This window comes from Granulibacter bethesdensis, assembly GCF_001889525.1.
Lineage (GTDB): Bacteria > Pseudomonadota > Alphaproteobacteria > Acetobacterales > Acetobacteraceae > Granulibacter > Granulibacter bethesdensis_C.
Genome location: NZ_CP018192.1, coordinates 640,863 through 657,363, shown reverse-complemented (window position 1 = coordinate 657,363; position 16,501 = coordinate 640,863). Strand labels below are relative to the sequence as shown.

At 60.3% G+C, this 16,501-nt stretch carries 24 protein-coding genes and 1 pseudogene; all 25 read right to left on the bottom strand.

The genetic code is table 11. The features are described from left to right. Positions 1-223: 223 nt before the first annotated feature. Positions 224-706, bottom strand: a complete 483-nt coding sequence (gene rplO, locus GbCGDNIH6_RS02985) for a 50S ribosomal protein L15 (protein WP_011631280.1) — start codon at positions 704-706, stop codon at positions 224-226. Continuing rightward, the gene (gene rpmD, locus GbCGDNIH6_RS02980; RefSeq protein ID WP_011631279.1) at positions 693-884 is read right to left on the bottom strand and encodes a 50S ribosomal protein L30; all 192 of its coding nucleotides are present in this window, start codon (positions 882-884) and stop codon (positions 693-695) included. The genes rplO and rpmD overlap by 14 nt, the downstream gene beginning before the upstream one ends. Then, on the bottom strand, positions 877-1,449 hold the full coding sequence (gene rpsE, locus GbCGDNIH6_RS02975; protein ID WP_011631278.1) for a 30S ribosomal protein S5: 573 nt from the start codon (positions 1,447-1,449) through the stop codon (positions 877-879). Before rpsE ends, rpmD begins: the two co-directional genes overlap by 8 nt. 11 nt (positions 1,450-1,460) lie before the next feature. After that, complete coding sequence (rplR, locus tag GbCGDNIH6_RS02970; RefSeq protein ID WP_025319713.1) at positions 1,461-1,820, bottom strand: 50S ribosomal protein L18; 360 nt, start codon at positions 1,818-1,820, stop codon at positions 1,461-1,463. Position 1,821: 1 nt separating this feature from the next. Continuing rightward, positions 1,822-2,355 carry a 50S ribosomal protein L6 gene (rplF, locus tag GbCGDNIH6_RS02965; protein WP_011633138.1) on the bottom strand — a complete coding sequence of 178 codons (534 nt, stop codon included), beginning with the start codon at positions 2,353-2,355 and terminating at the stop codon, positions 1,822-1,824. 15 nt (positions 2,356-2,370) lie between these two features. Continuing rightward, positions 2,371-2,769, bottom strand: coding sequence for a 30S ribosomal protein S8 (gene rpsH, locus GbCGDNIH6_RS02960; RefSeq protein WP_011631275.1), 399 nt, complete (start codon positions 2,767-2,769; stop codon positions 2,371-2,373). A gap of 11 nt (positions 2,770-2,780) precedes the next feature. After that, the gene (rpsN, locus tag GbCGDNIH6_RS02955; RefSeq protein ID WP_025286096.1) at positions 2,781-3,086 is read right to left on the bottom strand and encodes a 30S ribosomal protein S14; all 306 of its coding nucleotides are present in this window, start codon (positions 3,084-3,086) and stop codon (positions 2,781-2,783) included. A 91-nt stretch (positions 3,087-3,177) separates the two neighbouring features. Beyond that, a complete protein-coding gene (gene rplE, locus GbCGDNIH6_RS02950; RefSeq protein WP_408874854.1) occupies positions 3,178-3,708 on the bottom strand; it encodes a 50S ribosomal protein L5 in 531 nt (176 codons plus the stop codon). A 44-nt stretch (positions 3,709-3,752) separates the two neighbouring features. Then, complete coding sequence (gene rplX, locus GbCGDNIH6_RS02945) at positions 3,753-4,073, bottom strand: 50S ribosomal protein L24 (RefSeq protein WP_011631272.1); 321 nt, start codon at positions 4,071-4,073, stop codon at positions 3,753-3,755. Then, the gene (gene rplN, locus GbCGDNIH6_RS02940; protein ID WP_011631271.1) at positions 4,073-4,441 is read right to left on the bottom strand and encodes a 50S ribosomal protein L14; all 369 of its coding nucleotides are present in this window, start codon (positions 4,439-4,441) and stop codon (positions 4,073-4,075) included. The genes rplX and rplN overlap by 1 nt, the downstream gene beginning before the upstream one ends. A gap of 99 nt (positions 4,442-4,540) precedes the next feature. Next, positions 4,541-4,792 (bottom strand): annotated as a pseudogene (gene rpsQ / locus GbCGDNIH6_RS02935) (30S ribosomal protein S17); the annotation flags it as partial. 13 nt (positions 4,793-4,805) lie between these two features. Next, positions 4,806-5,015, bottom strand: coding sequence for a 50S ribosomal protein L29 (rpmC, locus tag GbCGDNIH6_RS02930; protein WP_072564287.1), 210 nt, complete (start codon positions 5,013-5,015; stop codon positions 4,806-4,808). A gap of 7 nt (positions 5,016-5,022) precedes the next feature. Further along, positions 5,023-5,439 (bottom strand): 50S ribosomal protein L16, encoded by a 417-nt coding sequence (rplP, locus tag GbCGDNIH6_RS02925; protein WP_011631268.1) that lies wholly within the window; start codon positions 5,437-5,439, stop codon positions 5,023-5,025. Positions 5,440-5,451: 12 nt separating this feature from the next. After that, the gene (rpsC, locus tag GbCGDNIH6_RS02920; protein ID WP_011631267.1) at positions 5,452-6,129 is read right to left on the bottom strand and encodes a 30S ribosomal protein S3; all 678 of its coding nucleotides are present in this window, start codon (positions 6,127-6,129) and stop codon (positions 5,452-5,454) included. Position 6,130: 1 nt separating this feature from the next. Continuing rightward, positions 6,131-6,532, bottom strand: coding sequence for a 50S ribosomal protein L22 (gene rplV / locus GbCGDNIH6_RS02915; protein WP_011631266.1), 402 nt, complete (start codon positions 6,530-6,532; stop codon positions 6,131-6,133). Between the two features lies 1 nt (position 6,533). Beyond that, positions 6,534-6,812, bottom strand: coding sequence for a 30S ribosomal protein S19 (gene rpsS / locus GbCGDNIH6_RS02910; protein ID WP_011631265.1), 279 nt, complete (start codon positions 6,810-6,812; stop codon positions 6,534-6,536). A gap of 1 nt (position 6,813) precedes the next feature. Continuing rightward, positions 6,814-7,644, bottom strand: coding sequence for a 50S ribosomal protein L2 (gene rplB, locus GbCGDNIH6_RS02905; protein WP_011631264.1), 831 nt, complete (start codon positions 7,642-7,644; stop codon positions 6,814-6,816). Between the two features lie 10 nt (positions 7,645-7,654). Then, a complete protein-coding gene (locus GbCGDNIH6_RS02900) occupies positions 7,655-7,951 on the bottom strand; it encodes a 50S ribosomal protein L23 (protein ID WP_080504533.1) in 297 nt (98 codons plus the stop codon). Positions 7,952-7,998: 47 nt separating this feature from the next. Continuing rightward, a complete protein-coding gene (gene rplD, locus GbCGDNIH6_RS02895; protein WP_011631262.1) occupies positions 7,999-8,646 on the bottom strand; it encodes a 50S ribosomal protein L4 in 648 nt (215 codons plus the stop codon). A gap of 3 nt (positions 8,647-8,649) precedes the next feature. Continuing rightward, positions 8,650-9,345, bottom strand: a complete 696-nt coding sequence (gene rplC / locus GbCGDNIH6_RS02890; RefSeq protein WP_011631261.1) for a 50S ribosomal protein L3 — start codon at positions 9,343-9,345, stop codon at positions 8,650-8,652. A gap of 9 nt (positions 9,346-9,354) precedes the next feature. Then, entirely contained in the window at positions 9,355-9,663 is a 309-nt protein-coding gene (gene rpsJ / locus GbCGDNIH6_RS02885) for a 30S ribosomal protein S10 (RefSeq protein WP_007282720.1), read from the bottom strand. 30 nt (positions 9,664-9,693) lie between these two features. After that, complete coding sequence (gene tuf / locus GbCGDNIH6_RS02880; protein WP_011631260.1) at positions 9,694-10,884, bottom strand: elongation factor Tu; 1,191 nt, start codon at positions 10,882-10,884, stop codon at positions 9,694-9,696. Between the two features lie 45 nt (positions 10,885-10,929). Beyond that, positions 10,930-11,406 carry a 30S ribosomal protein S7 gene (gene rpsG / locus GbCGDNIH6_RS02875; RefSeq protein WP_072562793.1) on the bottom strand — a complete coding sequence of 159 codons (477 nt, stop codon included), beginning with the start codon at positions 11,404-11,406 and terminating at the stop codon, positions 10,930-10,932. Positions 11,407-11,419: 13 nt separating this feature from the next. Further along, a complete protein-coding gene (gene rpsL, locus GbCGDNIH6_RS02870) occupies positions 11,420-11,791 on the bottom strand; it encodes a 30S ribosomal protein S12 (protein WP_011631258.1) in 372 nt (123 codons plus the stop codon). 459 nt (positions 11,792-12,250) lie between these two features. Then, the gene (gene rpoC, locus GbCGDNIH6_RS02865) at positions 12,251-16,414 is read right to left on the bottom strand and encodes a DNA-directed RNA polymerase subunit beta' (protein WP_072562792.1); all 4,164 of its coding nucleotides are present in this window, start codon (positions 16,412-16,414) and stop codon (positions 12,251-12,253) included. Positions 16,415-16,501 lie beyond the last annotated feature (87 nt).

Here is a 16,501-nt window from a genome sequence, read left to right as displayed (position 1 = left end):
CTTTCCCCCTGTGGTCAGGCGATCAATAAGCACGCTGGCTGATCAGTTCCTGGCTCCAGCGCGCTGTAACAGGCCCCTTTTCAGGACTGTGGCGCCAACCGCAGGGCGGAAGGCGCCACATATATCGTTCGATCAGCGTTTGCTGACAAGCGAGTCATCCATCAGAGATGTCTCCTCTTTTACCATTCCCGTTGACTGGAAGAAAAAGAGGAGAACGTCCTGATCAGGCTTCCGCAGCTTCCGCCACCACGGTTGTGGTGATGCTGCCGCCTGCCTGCTCCACCGCGGCGCGAGCCGCAGCAGAGGCACCGGCCACAGTGATCTTCACCGCACGGGTGATCTCACCACGGGCCAGCAGACGAACACCCGCAACCTTGCCACCACGGACCAGACCCGCGGCGCGCAGGGCGTCCTCGGTGATTTCCTGGCTGGCATCGACGCGACCGGCTTCGATCGCATCATTCAGGGTGCCGATATTCAGCGGCGCATATTCCTTGCGGAAAATATTGACGAAGCCACGCTTCGGCAAACGACGATAGATCGGGAGCTGACCGCCCTCGAACCCGTTCAGCGAAACACCTTCACGTGCCTTCTGACCCTTCACGCCTTTACCGGAGGTTTTACCCTTACCGGAGCCGATACCACGGCCAAGACGCTTGGATTTCGGACGTGCGCCATGGTTATCGCGCAGTTCATTCAGCTTCATTGGTTTCCTCCACCTGGATAAGGTGGGCCACCTTGCGGGTCATCCCACGGATGGAGGGAGTATCCTCCAGAACGCGGGTGCGCCCGATCTTGTTCAGGCCGAGACCGATCAATGTCTCCTTCTGGCCCGGCTTACGCCCGGCCACGGAGGCGATCTGCGTAACGCGGAGCTTAGGCATGAGCCTCTTCCCCTTCCTGCCCGGCGACCGGTTCACGGCGACCGAGGATATCGGAGACTTTCTTGCCACGACGGGACGCAACAGAGCGCGGGCTCGAGCAGCGTTCCAGGGCGGCAAACGTCGCCTTTACCATGTTATGCGGGTTACGGCTGCCGAGGCTCTTTGCCACGACGTCGCCGATACCGAGGCTTTCGAAGACGGCGCGCATGGGGCCGCCTGCGATGATGCCGGTACCGGCTGTAGCGCTGCGAAGCACCACCTTACCCGCTCCAAAATGACCATACACGTCATGATGCAGCGTGCGGCCTTCCTTCATCGGAACGCGGATCATGCTGCGCTTCGCGCGCTCGGTCGCCTTGCGGATGGCTTCCGGCACTTCACGTGCCTTACCCGCCCCGTAACCGACCCGGCCTTTCTGGTCACCCACGACAACCAGAGCGGCGAAAGCGAAACGACGGCCGCCCTTCACCACTTTCGCGACGCGGTTGATCGTCACCAGTTTATCAATGATATCGTCGGCCTCGCGCTCGCGACCGCCACGACCTTCCCTGGGTTCACGTGCCATAGTTGGTCCCCTTAGAAGGCCAGCCCGCCTTCGCGGGCGGCTTCGGCCAGCGCCTTGACGCGACCGTGATACAGATAGGAGCCACGGTCGAAGACCACGGCAGACACCCCGGCGGCCTGGGCACGCTCGGCGATCAGCTTGCCAACGGCGGAGGCGGCCTCACGGTCGGCACCGCTGCGAAGCTGCTCACGCAGCGTCTTCTCCAGTGAAGACGCGGCAGCCAGCGTACGGCCGGCAGCATCGTCGATCACCTGAGCATAAATATGCCGGCCAGAACGGAACACGGACAAGCGCGGGCGGCCATTGGCCTTGGCGCGGAGCTGGAAACGCAGACGCTGTTTCCGACGCTCCTGAAGATCGATGCTCGGCATCTTACTTCTTCTTACCTTCCTTGCGACGGATCTCTTCATTGTCGTAGCGGACGCCCTTGCCCTTATACGGCTCAGGCAGACGCAGCTGACGAAGCTCAGAAGCGACCTGTCCAACCAGACGCTTGTCGACACCCTCGATCGTCACGGCCGTTGGACGCGGCGTGGTGATCTTGATACCGGCCGGAACCGGATAAGTGATGTCGTGCGAGTAACCCAGATTCAGAACCAGTGCATTGCCCTGCACGGCGGCGCGATAGCCGGTGCCGTTGATTTCCAGAGAGCGAACATAGCCCGTGGAAACCCCCTTCACCATATTCGCGACCAGCGCACGGGTGGTACCCCACATCATACGGGCACGACGATCATTACCCCGGGGGGCAACTTTCACCTGATTGCCTTCGACGGTGGTATCCACCAGATCGGTCAGAGGCAGGGAGAGTTCTCCCAGCTTGCCCTTCGCCGTCAGAACGTTGTTGGCGATTGCCACCTGCACGCCCTGCGGGATCTCGACGGGATATTTGCCAACGCGTGACATGTCTCGCCCTCCCCCTTAGAACACGCGGCAGAGGACTTCGCCGCCAACATTGGCAGCGCGGGCCTCATTGTCGCTCAACACACCACGCGGTGTGGACAGGATGGAAACACCCAGCCCTGCATAGACGCGCGGCAATTCCTTGATCTTGGAATACACACGGCGGCCCGGCTTGGACACGCGCGTGATCTCCTTGATCACCGGTTCGCCATCATTGTATTTCAGCTCAACGCGGAGCTGGGAAATACCCGGGCGAAGTTCTTCCGAGGTATAACCACGGATATAACCCTCACGCTTCAGGGCTTCGAGCACATTGGCACGAAGCTTGGAAGCAGGGGACACGCAGGTGGCGTGACGGCTACGCTGCGCGTTGCGGATACGTGTGAGCAGATCGCCCAACGGATCAGAAAGCTGCATGATCCGGCTCCTTACCAGCTCGCCTTGACCAGGCCGGGGATCTGCCCGGAGCTGGCCAGGTCACGCAGCGCCACGCGGCACAGCTTGAACTTGCGATAGTTCGCACGGGGACGGCCCGTCAGCTCGCAGCGCAGACGCACGCGATTAGCGGCGCCATTGCGCGGCAGCTGAGCCAGCCGCAGAGTTGCCTCGAACCGATCTTCCACCGGCAGCGAGCGATCCATGACGATCGCTTTCAGCGCAGCACGCTTCGCCTTGTCGCGGGAAGCCATACGCTCCCGCATTTTATTCCGGTTGACCGCAGACGTCTTGGCCATGCCTTGTTTCACCCTCCGGAACCTGTCGGGCTTCCCCGACGGTTTTCCAACAAACTTTTAGATGACCGGCACTCCGCAGAGTGCCAGCCGCTCACGCCGCGAACGGCAGATCGAACGCCTTCAGCAGTGCTTTGGCTTCCGCATCAGTCTCGGCGGTCGTCACGAAGACGATGTCCATCCCACGCACCGCGTCTACCTTGTCGTAGACGATTTCCGGAAACACGATCTGTTCCTTCAGGCCCATGGCGAAGTTCCCACGCCCATCGAAGCCCTTACCCGTGATTCCGCGGAAGTCGCGGACACGCGGAAGAGCAATCGTCACAAGGCGGTCAAGGAACTCGTACATACGCGCCTTACGTAGTGTGACCTTCGCACCGATCGGCAGGCCCTTACGGATCTTGAAGCCGGCAATCGCCTTCTTCGCCACCGTCTTGACCGGCTTCTGGCCGGCAATAAGGGTCAGATCGGCAACAGCGGAATCAAGCTTCTTCTGATCTGCCGCGGCTTCACCGACACCCATATTGATGACGATCTTCTGGAGCCGGGGCACCCGCATCCGGTTGTTATAGCCGAACTCTTTCAGCAGAGCCTCACGCACTACCTCATTGTAGCGCTGCTGCATCCGCGGCAGCGGCTTGGACTGGTTTTCGCTCACCGCTCCCTCCCTCAGCTCTCGATGACCTGGCCGGTGACTTTCGCCACACGAACCTTGTTACCATTATCCAGAATACGGAAACCCACACGGGTGGGTTTGTCGCTCTTCGGGTCGACCAGCATCAGGTTGGAAATCGCCACCGGCGCTTCCTGTTCCTGAATACCACCGGGCTGCCCCATGCCACGCGGCTTCAGATGCCGCTTGGCAACCGCAACACCACGCACAACGGCCCGATTCTCGCGAGGAATGACGCGCAGCACTTCACCGCGCTTGCCCTTGTCCTCGCCAGAGATGACGACCACCTGGTCGCCCTTGCGAATTTTCGCAGCCATTATAGCACCTCAGGCGCGAGCGAGATGATCTTCATGAACTTACGACCGCGCAGCTCGCGCACCACCGGCCCAAAAATACGGGTGCCGATCGGCTCCTGCTGCTTGTTGATCAGCACGGCCGCGTTTCGGTCGAAACGGATCGCGCTGCCATCAGCGCGGCGCACGGGGAAGCTGGTACGAACGATCACCGCCTGATGAACGTCGCCCTTCTTCACCTTGCCACGGGGAATGGCTTCCTTGACGGAGACGACGATAACATCGCCGACCGAGGCGGTCTTCCGCTTGGAACCGCCCAGCACCTTGATGCACTGCACCCGGCGCGCGCCGCTGTTATCGGCGACTTCCAGGTTGGTCTCGGGATGAATCATCGATCAGGCTCCCTGATGCTCGGCCGCCGCAGCGGCTGCCTCACCGGAGGCCTCAGCATGCGCGATCTGGGTCGCGGCAGCGTCAATGGCTTCCTTATGGGCGGTGCTCAGCACATGCCCATTACGCCAGACCACTTCCCAGGTCTTGCGCTTGCTGATCGGCGGGCACTCAACGATACGAACGATATCGCCTTCACGGCACTCATTCGCCTCGTCATGCGCGGCATACTTCTTGGATTTACGAATAAACTTCTTGTACAGCGGATGAATAATGCGCCGATCAACAAGAACCGTAACGGTCTTGTCCATCTTGTCGCTGGTCACCCGCCCGGTCAGGACCCGCCTGGGCATTGCCCTACTCCTTTCAGGCCTTGGGAGCGGCAGCGCGCAGACGCTCCGCCAGAATCGTCTTCACGCGTGCGATGTCACGACGGACCTGCACAGCGCGGCCCGTCTTTTCAAGCTGACCCGTCGCCTGCTGAAAGCGCAGATTAAACTGCTCCTTCCGCAGATCGATCAGCAGCGCACCCAGTTCGTCCGCGCTTTTCACACGGATATCGGCTGGCTTCGTCATCACACCCTCACGCGTCAACCGAGCGGACGATAAACTTCGTCTTGATCGGCAACTTCGCTGCACCCAGTGCCAGCGCCTCACGGGCCAGCTCCGGCGCAACGCCGTCGATTTCAAACATAACACGGCCGGGATGAACCCGGGCCACCCAGTATTCGGGGCTACCCTTACCGGAACCCATGCGGACTTCCGCAGGCTTCGTGCTGACCGGCAGGTCAGGGAAGATGCGGATCCACACGCGCCCGGCACGCTTCATCGCACGGGTAATCGCACGACGGGCGGCTTCGATTTGGCGGGCTGTAATACGCTCAGGTTCGAGCGCTTTCAAGCCAAATGTTCCGAAATTCAGCGTTGTTCCGCCTTTGGCATTGCCGTGGATCCGGCCTTTATGCGCCTTGCGGTATTTTGTGCGCTTCGGGGACAGCATATTCGTGATTCCTTACCGCTGCGGGGCCTGCTCGGCCGCGCGACGATCCTGCGCCATCGGGTCCTGGGCCAGGATCTCACCTTTGAAGATCCAAACCTTGACGCCGCATGTGCCATAGGTCGTCTTGGCGGTAGCAACACCATAATCAATGTCTGCGCGAAGCGTGTGCAGAGGCACCCGGCCTTCACGATACCACTCGATACGCGCAATTTCAGCACCGCCGAGGCGGCCGCTGCAGTTGATCCGGATGCCTTGGGCGCCCAGACGCATGGCAGATTGAACCGCACGCTTCATGGCACGACGGAACGCAACGCGACGTTCCAGCTGCTGGGCGATGTTCTCGGCCACCAGGGTCGCGTCGATTTCCGGCTTGCGGATTTCGACGATGTTCAGGGCTACATCGGTCCCGGCCATGCCGGTCAGACCCTTGCGCAGAGCCTCGATGTCTTGGCCCTTCTTGCCAATCACCACACCAGGACGGGCAGCGTAGATCGTCACACGAGGCTTCTTTGCCGGTCGCTCGATCACAACGCGGGACACGCCAGCGCCGGAGAGCTTCTTGCGCAGATGGCCACGCAGCTTCAGATCGTCATGCAGCAGACGGGAATAATCCCCACCGGCATACCAACGGCTATCCCATGTGCGGTTGATGCCCAGCCGCAATCCGATGGGGTTTACTTTGTGACCCATATTACGCGGCCTCCGCTTTCGTCTCGGTTTCCTGGGACCGTTCGGCAACGACGATCTTGAGGTGGCTGAACCACTTCTCGACCCGCGCCGCACGGCCACGGCCACGCGCATGGAAGCGGCGCATCACGATGGAGCGACCCACTTCAGCGCGCGAGACGACCAGGCGATCGACATCGAGCTGATGATTGTTCTCGGCATTGGCGATGGCGCTTTCAAGCGCCTTCTTCACCGCCTGAGCGATCCGGCGTTTGCTGAAGGTCAGCGTCGCCACGGCATCAGATGCCTTGCGGTTCCGGATCAGCTGAGCGACAAGATTGAGCTTGCGTGGACTGACACGCAAATTGCTAACAATCGCCTGTGCTTCGTTCTCAGCGATGGAACGAGGGGTTTTCGGCTTGCTCATCTTAACCCCGCTTCGCCTTCTTGTCGGCCGCATGACCCGGGAAGGTACGGGTGGGGGAGAATTCGCCGAACTTGTGTCCGACCATGTTCTCCGTCACCTGCACCGGCAGGAACTTGTGACCGTTGTAAACACCGAAAGTCAGGCCGACGAACTGCGGCAGAATCGTCGAGCGACGCGACCAGATCTTGATGATCTCGTTGCGGCCCGACGCGCGCGCCGCGTCGGCCTTGTTCAGGAGGTATCCGTCGACAAACGGACCTTTCCAGACAGAGCGTGCCATCTTACTTGCCCTTGTTCCGACGGCGGATAATCAGGCTATCCGTGCGCTTGTTGGTACGCGTCTTGTAGCCCTTGGTCGGCTTGCCCCACGGGGTAACCGGATGACGGCCACCCGAGGTACGGCCTTCACCACCACCATGCGGATGGTCGACAGGGTTCATCACGACGCCGCGGTTATGCGGACGGCGACCCAGCCAGCGGCTGCGGCCTGCCTTGCCGATATGAATGTTCGAGTTATCCGGGTTTGAAACCGCGCCAACCGTCGCATAGCATTCCGCACGCACAACGCGCAGTTCGCCGGACATCAGCTTGATCTGCGCATAGCCGGCATCCTTGCCGACCAGCTGCGCATAGGTACCAGCAGAGCGTGCGATCTTGCCACCTGCACCCGGCTTCATCTCGATATTGTGGATAATCGTTCCGACCGGGATCGCTCCCAGCGGCATCGCATTGCCCGGCTTGATATCAGCCCGCGCGCCGCTGACCACGACATCACCGGCCTTCAAGCGCTGAGGTGCCAGGATGTATGATAATTCGCCATCCTGATACTTGATCAGAGCGATGAATGCCGTGCGGTTCGGATCATACTCCAGACGCTCAACCGTCGCGGGAACATCGGCCTTACGGCGCTTGAAATCCACATAACGATAGGTCTGCTTATGTCCGCCGCCACGGAACCGGCTGGTAATCCGGCCATGGTTGTTACGACCGCCCGTGGAGTGCTTGCCTTCGGTCAAAGTCTTGACCGGCTTGCCCTTCCACAGTTCGCTGCGATCTACCAGAACCGTGCCGCGCAAAGACGCAGTCACGGGATTGAAATGCTTCAGTGCCATGGTCCGTGCCTCAGGCCAGCTTGGCGGTCAGGTCGATAGCCTGACCGGCGACCAGCTGGACATACGCCTTCTTCACATCGCTCCGCTGGCCGGGGCGGCCGCGAAAACGCTTCGTCTTGCCCTTGTTGACCAAGGTATTGACGCCGATCACCTTCACCCCGAACAGGCCTTCAACAGCGGCCTTGATCTCCGGCTTGGTCGCATCAATCGCCACGCGGAACACAACCTGGCTACGCTCGCTGAGCAGCGTCGCCTTTTCGGTGATCAGCGGGCTACGGATGACTTCATACATCGCCTCGCGGGACATACGCTCAGCGCGACGACGCGCAGCGAGCGATGTTTTTTGCGGAGAGCTCATGCCGCGCTCCTTTCTTCAGCCGCACCGAAACCAAGGCGGGCCTTGAGAGCCTCGACACCGGCAACCGTAATCGCCAGCACGTCGTGGTTCAAAATGTCATATACGTTGGCACCGATGGTCGGCAGCACATCAACCGCCAGCAACGAGCGGCTTGCGCGGGCAAAGCCCTCGTCAACGCTGGCACCATCGACGATCAATGCGGAGCGCCAGCCAAGGGCGCGCAGCTTCGCAGCAAGGTCGCGGGTCTTTTCCATACCAGCAGCTGTGTCGATGACGACGAGCTTGCCTTCCGCCTGCTTCTGGGAAAGAGCGGAAATCAGGCCAAGACGACGCACCTTCTTCGGCAGATCATAGCCATGGTCGCGAACGACCGGACCATGAACGGCACCACCGGTGCGGAACTGCGGAGCGCGCAGGCTGCCCTGACGAGCGTTACCCGTGCCCTTCTGGCGATACGGCTTCTTGGTCGTGCCGCTCACCTCGCCCATGCCCTTCACCTTGTGGGTGCCGGCACGGCGGCAGGCGAGCTGCCAGTGAACCACGCGCGCCATAATATCGGCACGCGGGGTGGCCGCAAAAATCTCGTCCGGCAGCTCGGCCGTACCGGCGCTGCCGTTATCGAGGGTTTTGATCTCGATCTGCATGTCTTAGCCCTCGCTCGCCGCGGCGTCTGCCTGCAGCGCCGCCGGATACGCAACGCCTTCCGGACGCTTGCGCTTCACAGCGTCACGCACCAGCACATAACCACCCTTGGCACCGGGAATGGAGCCACGGATCATGAGCAGTCCGCGCGCCGCATCGACATGCGCGACTTCCACATTCTGAGTGGTCACCCGCTCGTCACCGAGATGGCCAGCCATTTTCTTGTTTTTAAAGGTCTTGCCCGGATCCTGACGGTTACCGGTCGAACCATGGCTACGATGGCTGATGGACACGCCGTGGCTGGCTTCCAGACCGGCGAAATTCCAACGCTTCATCGCACCGGCAAAGCCCTTACCCTTGGAAGTACCGGTCACGTCGACCTTCTGGCCAACCAGAAAGTGTTCAGCCGACAAAGTCGCACCCGGTTCCAGAATAGCGTCTTCCGCCACCCGGAACTCCACGAGCTTCTTCTTCGGTTCCACCTTAACACGGGCGAAATGACCTTTATTGGCCTTCGACACATGCTTCGGCTTTGCCTGACCGAACCCGAGCTGCACCGCCGTGTAACCATCCCGCTCCTTGGTGCGGGTGTCCACGACCTGGACCTGGTCCAGGTGCAAAACGGTGACGGGAACATGAGTCCCGTCTTCCTTGAACAGCCGGGTCATACCCAGCTTACGTGCAATTAATCCTGTGCGCATGGCTGGCTCTTACAGCTTAATCTCGACGTCGACACCGGCAGCCAGGTCGAGCTTCATCAGCGCGTCCACGGTCTGGGGTGTCGGCTCGACGATATCGAGGAGCCGGCGATGCGTCCGGATTTCGAACTGCTCGCGGCTTTTCTTATCCACGTGCGGAGAACGGTTCACTGTGAACCGTTCGATATGCGTCGGCAGCGGGATAGGGCCCCGAACCCGCGCACCCGTACGCTTCGCCGTATTCACGATCTCCTTCGTGCTGTTATCGAGCACTCGATGATCGTACGCCTTGAGGCGAATGCGGATGTTCTGGTTATCCATTTGTACTAAGTCCGAATTCGGGGCCGTTGATTACTGCGAAATCTTCGCGACGACGCCTGCACCAACGGTGCGGCCGCCTTCACGAATAGCAAAACGCAGACCTTCATCCATCGCGATCGGCGCAATCAGCTCAACCTGCATGGACACGTTGTCGCCCGGCATCACCATTTCCGTGCCTTCCGGCAGGCTCACGACGCCAGTGACGTCGGTCGTGCGGAAATAGAACTGCGGACGGTAATTGGTGAAGAACGGCGTGTGACGGCCACCCTCTTCCTTCGTGAGGATGTATGCCTCAGCGGCGAACTTCGTGTGCGGGGTGATGGAACCCGGCTTGGCCAGAACCTGACCACGCTCGACGTCTTCACGCTTCGTGCCACGCAGCAGCGCACCGATGTTGTCACCGGCTTCACCACGATCAAGCAGCTTGCGGAACATTTCAACGCCAGTCACGGTCGTCTTGGAGGTCGCCTTCAGGCCGACGATTTCGACTTCGTCACCAACCTTGACTTCGCCACGCTCGATACGACCGGTCACAACGGTGCCACGGCCGGAGATCGAGAACACGTCTTCGATCGGCATCAGGAACGGACGGTCCAGCGGACGCTCCGGCTGCGGGATGTAGGCATCCACCGCTTCCATCAGCTTCAGGATCGCATCACGGCCGATTTCCGGGTTCTTGTCTTCAAGAGCGCACAGAGCGGAACCCTTGATGATCGGAATATCGTCGCCCGGGAACTGGTAGGAAGAAAGCAGCTCGCGCACTTCCATTTCAACCAGATCCAGCAGCTCCGGATCGTCGACCATGTCGACCTTGTTCAGGAACACCACCAGAGCCGGAACGCCGACCTGACGGGCGAGCAGGATGTGCTCACGGGTCTGCGGCATCGGGCCGTCAGCAGCGGAGACGACGAGAATGCCGCCATCCATCTGGGCCGCACCGGTGATCATGTTCTTCACATAGTCGGCGTGACCGGGGCAATCCACGTGTGCGTAATGACGGTTGCCGGTTTCATATTCCACGTGCGCCGTGGAAATCGTGATACCACGGGCGCGTTCTTCCGGCGCCTTGTCGATCTGGTCATACGCGGTGAAAGTTGCGCCGCCGGTTTCGGCAAGCACCTTCGTGATGGCTGCTGTCAGCGACGTCTTGCCATGATCAACATGTCCGATCGTGCCGATGTTGCAGTGCGGTTTGTTCCGCTCAAATTTCGCCTTGGCCATGGTCTTCTCCGTGCCCGCTTTTCGGTCCGGTGTTTCTACTGAATATTACCAACGGTAATGGCTGAAGGCCTTGTTGGCCTCTGCCATCCGATGGGTATCTTCGCGCTTCTTCACCGCGGAACCGCGGTTATGAACGGCGTCAAGCAACTCGTTTGAAAGCCGCTCTTCCATCGTGTGCTCACCCCGCTTGCGGGAAGCATCGATGATCCAGCGGATCGCCAGCGCCTGCCGACGGTCCGCGCGCACTTCCACCGGCACCTGATAGGTCGCACCGCCTACGCGGCGAGACCGGACTTCCACGGCCGGTTTCACGTTGTCCAGCGCTTCATGGAACATACGGACCGGATCGGCCTGATTCCCCCCACGCTTTTTCAACACGTCGAGTGCACCGTAAACGATGCCCTCGGCAACGGATTTCTTACCGTCATACATCAGCGCGTTCATGAAACGTGTGATGACGACATCGCCGAACTTCGGGTCCGGCAGGATCTCGCGCTTAACGGCGCGGCGGCGGCGGCTCATATCAGCCCTCTCCTTACTTCGGACGCTTCGCGCCGTAGAGCGAACGGCGCTGACGCCGCTTCGCAATACCCTGCGTGTCGAGCACGCCGCGCAGAATGTGATAACGCACGCCAGGAAGATCCTTCACGCGTCCGCCACGGATCAGAACGACGCTATGTTCTTGCAGGTTGTGGCCCTCACCTGGGATGTAGCTCACCACCTCATAGCCGTTCGTCAGGCGCACCTTGGCCACCTTACGAAGAGCCGAGTTCGGCTTCTTCGGTGTGGTTGTGTACACGCGGGTGCAAACGCCACGCTTCTGCGGGCACCCCTGCAGCGCCGGGACCTTGTTGCGCGCCTTGTTGGGCTCACGCCCCTTGGCGATCAGCTGGTTAATGGTCGGCATCGGGCCTCTTTCCGAACTCTCTGTCTATCCACCTCACCCGGATGGGCGAGCCACCGTCAACGCCATAACCCCGCGACGGGCCGAATCAGATTCGGCCTGCAGGGTATAACCGTGTCATTGGCCTAAGCCTAAGCCAGTAACCCGGCTATCATCGGCGGCACCAAAGACGTGGCTAGCGAAAACGAGGCCTTCCCTGCCCTGTCGGTGGGGGTCGGCCGAGGGCGCGGAACCTACGTTGGGTACGCCCTCAAGTCAAGCGTCACAGCGGCATGCGGAGCCAGATTCCAGCAAATGAGTGCTGCATTACCCGCGTGGCTGCCTCCCATAAGCGGCCCCATCGAAAGACTCGACAGAGATTCAGACGGAGTCGGCAGCCTGTCAGACGCCGGTTTTCACCAGCCAAAAAGAAACGCTGGCCCTTTTCAAGGCCAGCGTTCCCATTCTTCAGCAGAAGAAGCCTTATTCAGCCGCTTCCTGACCAGAGATTCTGGGCGTTTCCTGCCCGACTCCCTTGGCCTCGTCCTGACCAGAGGCAATCCGGCGCAGGCGGTTCATCATAGAGCCTGTGCCCGCCGGGATCAGACGTCCGACGATCACGTTTTCCTTCAGACCATTCAGAGTATCGACCTTGCCTGCCGTCGCTGCCTCGGTCAGCACACGTGTGGTCTCCTGGAAGGAGGCCGCGCTGATGAAGCTCTGCGTCTGCAAGGATGCTTTGGTGATACCCTGCAGAACCGGCATGGCTACCGCAGGACGCTCGCCCTCACGCTCACGCTTGCGATTCTCGGCCTCGAACTCCAGCCGGTCCACCTGCTCACCGATCAGATACATCGTATCGCCCGGATCGAGAATCTCGACCTTCTGCAGCATCTGGCGAACGATCACCTCAATGTGCTTGTCGTTGATCTTCACACCCTGGAGTCGATAGACGTCCTGGATTTCGTTCACCAGATAATCCGACAGCGCCTCGACACCCAGCACCTTCAGGATGTCATGGGGCACGCGCGGACCGTCCACCAGCGGATCGCCCAGACGCACGAAGTCGCCTTCCTGCACCGAGACGTGCTTGCCCTTCGGGATCAGATACTCGGTTTCCTCGCCGGTTTCGTCGTTCTTCACGATGATGCGGCGCTTGGCCTTGTAATCCTTGCCGAATTCAACCCGACCATCGGTCTCGGCGATGACCGCATGATCCTTGGGACGACGGGCTTCGAACAGCTCCGCCACGCGCGGCAGACCACCCGTAATGTCACGGGTCTTACTGCCTTCACGCGGAATACGGGCCAGCACATCACCGGCATTCACCTCGGCACCGTTCTCCACCGACAGAATCGAGTCAGGAGAGAGGAAGTAACGGGCATCCGTATTGTTGGAAAGACGTACAACATCGCCGCTCTCGTCCTTCAACTGGAGTCGCGGACGCAGATCGACGCCACGCGCGTTCTGCTTGTAGTCCACCACCACCTTGGAGGTCAGGCCGGTTACTTCGTCCATCCGCTCAACCAGCGTCACGCCATCCAGCAGGTCAAGATATTCGACCTTACCGGCGCGCTCCGTAATGATCGGCAGGGTGTAGGGATCCCATTCCGCCAGCTTCTGGGCGCGGGTCACCTGGGCGCCTTCATCCGTCAGCAGACGGGCACCATACGGCACACGGTAACGCGCCCGCTCACGTCCCTTCTCATCCGCCAACACGATTTCGCAGTTACGCGACATCACGATGGCGACGTTCTGGCTGTTGAGCACCACGTTCCGGTTCTTCACCGTCACGATGCCATCATGGCTGGCTTCGACGCTGGACTGCTCGGCACCACGCTGCGCGGCACCGCCGATATGGAAGGTGCGCATCGTCAGCTGCGTGCCCGGTTCACCGATGGACTGGGCGGCAATCACGCCGACTGCCTCACCGATATTCACCGGCGTGCCACGGGCCAGATCGCGGCCATAGCAGTGGCCGCAGACGCCAACCGTGCTCTCGCAGGTCAGCACCGAGCGGATTTTCACCACCTCGATCCCGGCCTTCTCGATCTTTTCGGCGTGTTCTTCCTCGATCAGCGTGTTACGCGGATACAGGATTTTATTGGTCGCCGGATCGAGCACATCCTCGCTGAGGGTACGACCGAGAATACGCTCGGACAGGCTGGAGACCACCTCACCGCCATCCATCACCGCACGCACGGTCAGGCCGCGTTCAGTGCCGCAATCGTTCTCCACGATGATGCAATCCTGCGCCACGTCCACCAGACGGCGGGTCAGATAGCCGGAGTTCGCAGTCTTCAGCGCCGTATCGGCCAGACCTTTACGGGCACCGTGGGTGGAGTTGAAATACTCCAGAACCGACAGGCCTTCCTTGAAGTTCGCGATGATCGGCTGCTCGATGATTTCACCGGACGGCTTCGCCATCAGGCCACGCATACCGGCAAGCTGACGCATCTGGGCCGGAGACCCACGCGCACCGGAATGGCTCATCATCCACACGGAATTGATGGGACGCCCGAGTTCCTGCTTGGAAATCTCTTTCATCATCGCGCCCGCCACCTCATCGGTGCAGCGCGACCAGGCATCGACCACCTTGTTATAGCGTTCGCCAGCGGTGATCAGACCATCCTGATACTGCTGTTCGAACTCTTTGACTTCGCCGGCAGTCTTTTCGATCATCTCCTGCTTTTCCGCCGGGATGATCAGATCATCCTTGCCAAAGGAAATGCCGGCCTTCGCGGCCTGACCGAAACCGAGGCCCATCAGACGATCGGCGAAGATCACGCACTCTTTCTGGCCGCAATGGCGATAAACCGCGTCGATCACGTCGGAGACGTTCTTCTTGGTCAACTGCTTGTTGATCAGCGCAAAAGGCACGTTGGGATGGCGCGGCAGAATCTGGGCGATCAGCATGCGGCCCGGAGTGGTCACCACGCGCACGCGGATCGGGTTGCCCTGATCGTCTACCGTGTGCAGACGCGCACGGATCTTGGTATGAAGGGTCACGGTTCTGGCATGCAGCGCCGCCTCGATTTCGCCAAGCGTGCCGAAAGCCTGCGCCTTGTCATCCGGCGTGTTCCGGAACTCCGGCGTTTCCAGCGACAGATAGTACAGACCGAGCACGATATCCTGGCTCGGCACGATGATCGGCTTGCCGTTGGCAGGGCTGAGGATGTTGTTAGTGGACATCATCAGCACGCGCGCTTCCAGCTGAGCCTCAAGGCTCAGCGGCACGTGCACGGCCATCTGGTCACCGTCGAAGTCGGCATTGAAAGCGGTGGTCACCAGAGGGTGCAGCTGGATCGCCTTGCCTTCGATCAGCACCGGCTCGAACGCTTGAATACCCAGACGATGCAGGGTTGGCGCACGGTTCAACATGACCGGATGCTCGCGGATCACCTCTTCGAGGATATCCCACACTTCCGGACGCTCTTTTTCCACCATGCGCTTGGCAGCCTTGATGGTGGTGGCGTGACCGTATTTTTCCAGCTTCGAGTAGATGAACGGCTTGAACAGCTCCAGAGCCATCTTCTTCGGCAGACCGCACTGATGGAGCTTCATCTCCGGCCCCACGACAATCACCGAACGGCCGGAATAGTCGACGCGCTTGCCGAGCAGGTTCTGACGGAACCGGCCCTGCTTGCCCTTCAGCATATCGGACAGCGACTTCAGCGGACGCTTATTGGCACCCGTAATGGCGCGGCCGCGACGACCGTTATCGAACAGCGCATCCACGCTTTCCTGCAACATGCGCTTTTCATTGCGGACGATGATGTCCGGCGCGCGCAGTTCGATCAGGCGCTTCAGGCGGTTATTACGGTTGATGACACGGCGATACAGGTCGTTCAGGTCAGAGGTTGCGAAGCGACCTCCATCCAGTGGCACCAGCGGACGCAGTTCCGGTGGAATCACCGGCACCACATCCAGAATCATCCATTCCGGCTTGGCACCGCTTTCCGCAAAAGCCTCGATCAGCTTGAGGCGCTTGACCAGCTTCTTGCGCTTGGTTTCGGAGGTCGTCTCTTTCAGCTCGGCGCGCAGGCGCACCTTATCCTCGTCGATATCGATCCCTTCCAGAACCGACTTGATCGCCTCGGCTCCGATCCCGGCGCGGAACGCATCATCGCCGAACTCGTCCTGTTTGTTCAGCAACTGCTCTTCGGTCAGAAGCTGATGCAGCTTCAGATCGGTCAGACCGGGTTCGAGAACGACGTAGTTCTCGAAATACAGGATCTTTTCCAGCTCTTTCAGAGTCAGATCAACCATCAGGCCGATACGGCTGGGCAGGCTTTTGAGGAACCAGATATGAGCAACCGGGGAGGCCAGCTCGATATGGCCCATACGCTCGCGGCGCACCTTGGCGAGCGTCACTTCAACGCCGCACTTCTCGCACACAATGCCGCGGAACTTCATCCGCTTGTACTTGCCGCACAGGCATTCATAGTCCTTGATCGGACCGAAAATCCGTGCACAGAACAGCCCGTCCCGCTCCGGCTTGAAGGTGCGGTAGTTGATCGTTTCCGGCTTCTTGATTTCGCCATAGGACCAGGAGCGAATCTGCTCCGGGCTGGCCATCTGAATCTTGATCTGGTCGAAGCTCAGCGACTGGCCGCCCTGACCCAGGATCTTCATCAGCTCGTTCATACGGTCACCTCATGAGAGAGGATAGACAGGGATCAATCCCCGCATCCTGGTCCGGAGAGGCGGAAGCCCCTCCGGAACATCCATTAA

What these genes read in the sequence shown, in the direction of transcription:
- rpsJ (WP_007282720.1), bottom strand. Translation starts at nt 9,663, where the DNA reads ATGGATAACCAGAACATCCGCATTCGCCTCAAGGCGTACGATCATCGA.
- rpsL (WP_011631258.1), bottom strand. Translation starts at nt 11,791, where the DNA reads ATGCCGACCATTAACCAGCTGATCGCCAAGGGGCGTGAGCCCAACAAG.
- rpsH (WP_011631275.1), bottom strand. Translation starts at nt 2,769, where the DNA reads ATGCAGCTTTCTGATCCGTTGGGCGATCTGCTCACACGTATCCGCAAC.
- rplB (WP_011631264.1), bottom strand. Translation starts at nt 7,644, where the DNA reads ATGGCACTGAAGCATTTCAATCCCGTGACTGCGTCTTTGCGCGGCACG.
- rplO (WP_011631280.1), bottom strand. Translation starts at nt 706, where the DNA reads ATGAAGCTGAATGAACTGCGCGATAACCATGGCGCACGTCCGAAATCC.
- rplE (WP_408874854.1), bottom strand. Translation starts at nt 3,708, where the DNA reads ATGCAGCAGCGCTACAATGAGGTAGTGCGTGAGGCTCTGCTGAAAGAG.
- rplC (WP_011631261.1), bottom strand. Translation starts at nt 9,345, where the DNA reads ATGCGCACAGGATTAATTGCACGTAAGCTGGGTATGACCCGGCTGTTC.
- rpsG (WP_072562793.1), bottom strand. Translation starts at nt 11,406, where the DNA reads ATGAGCCGCCGCCGCCGCGCCGTTAAGCGCGAGATCCTGCCGGACCCG.
- rpmC (WP_072564287.1), bottom strand. Translation starts at nt 5,015, where the DNA reads ATGACGAAGCCAGCCGATATCCGTGTGAAAAGCGCGGACGAACTGGGT.
- GbCGDNIH6_RS02900 (WP_080504533.1), bottom strand. Translation starts at nt 7,951, where the DNA reads ATGTCCCGCGAGGCGATGTATGAAGTCATCCGTAGCCCGCTGATCACC.
- rplF (WP_011633138.1), bottom strand. Translation starts at nt 2,355, where the DNA reads ATGTCACGCGTTGGCAAATATCCCGTCGAGATCCCGCAGGGCGTGCAG.
- rpsN (WP_025286096.1), bottom strand. Translation starts at nt 3,086, where the DNA reads ATGGCCAAGACGTCTGCGGTCAACCGGAATAAAATGCGGGAGCGTATG.
- rplP (WP_011631268.1), bottom strand. Translation starts at nt 5,439, where the DNA reads ATGCTGTCCCCGAAGCGCACAAAATACCGCAAGGCGCATAAAGGCCGG.
- tuf (WP_011631260.1), bottom strand. Translation starts at nt 10,884, where the DNA reads ATGGCCAAGGCGAAATTTGAGCGGAACAAACCGCACTGCAACATCGGC.
- rpsC (WP_011631267.1), bottom strand. Translation starts at nt 6,129, where the DNA reads ATGGGTCACAAAGTAAACCCCATCGGATTGCGGCTGGGCATCAACCGC.
- rplV (WP_011631266.1), bottom strand. Translation starts at nt 6,532, where the DNA reads ATGAGCAAGCCGAAAACCCCTCGTTCCATCGCTGAGAACGAAGCACAG.
- rpsS (WP_011631265.1), bottom strand. Translation starts at nt 6,812, where the DNA reads ATGGCACGCTCTGTCTGGAAAGGTCCGTTTGTCGACGGATACCTCCTG.
- rpmD (WP_011631279.1), bottom strand. Translation starts at nt 884, where the DNA reads ATGCCTAAGCTCCGCGTTACGCAGATCGCCTCCGTGGCCGGGCGTAAG.
- rpsE (WP_011631278.1), bottom strand. Translation starts at nt 1,449, where the DNA reads ATGGCACGTGAACCCAGGGAAGGTCGTGGCGGTCGCGAGCGCGAGGCC.
- rplN (WP_011631271.1), bottom strand. Translation starts at nt 4,441, where the DNA reads ATGATTCATCCCGAGACCAACCTGGAAGTCGCCGATAACAGCGGCGCG.
- rplR (WP_025319713.1), bottom strand. Translation starts at nt 1,820, where the DNA reads ATGCCGAGCATCGATCTTCAGGAGCGTCGGAAACAGCGTCTGCGTTTC.
- rpoC (WP_072562792.1), bottom strand. Translation starts at nt 16,414, where the DNA reads ATGAACGAGCTGATGAAGATCCTGGGTCAGGGCGGCCAGTCGCTGAGC.
- rplX (WP_011631272.1), bottom strand. Translation starts at nt 4,073, where the DNA reads ATGGCTGCGAAAATTCGCAAGGGCGACCAGGTGGTCGTCATCTCTGGC.
- rplD (WP_011631262.1), bottom strand. Translation starts at nt 8,646, where the DNA reads ATGCAGATCGAGATCAAAACCCTCGATAACGGCAGCGCCGGTACGGCC.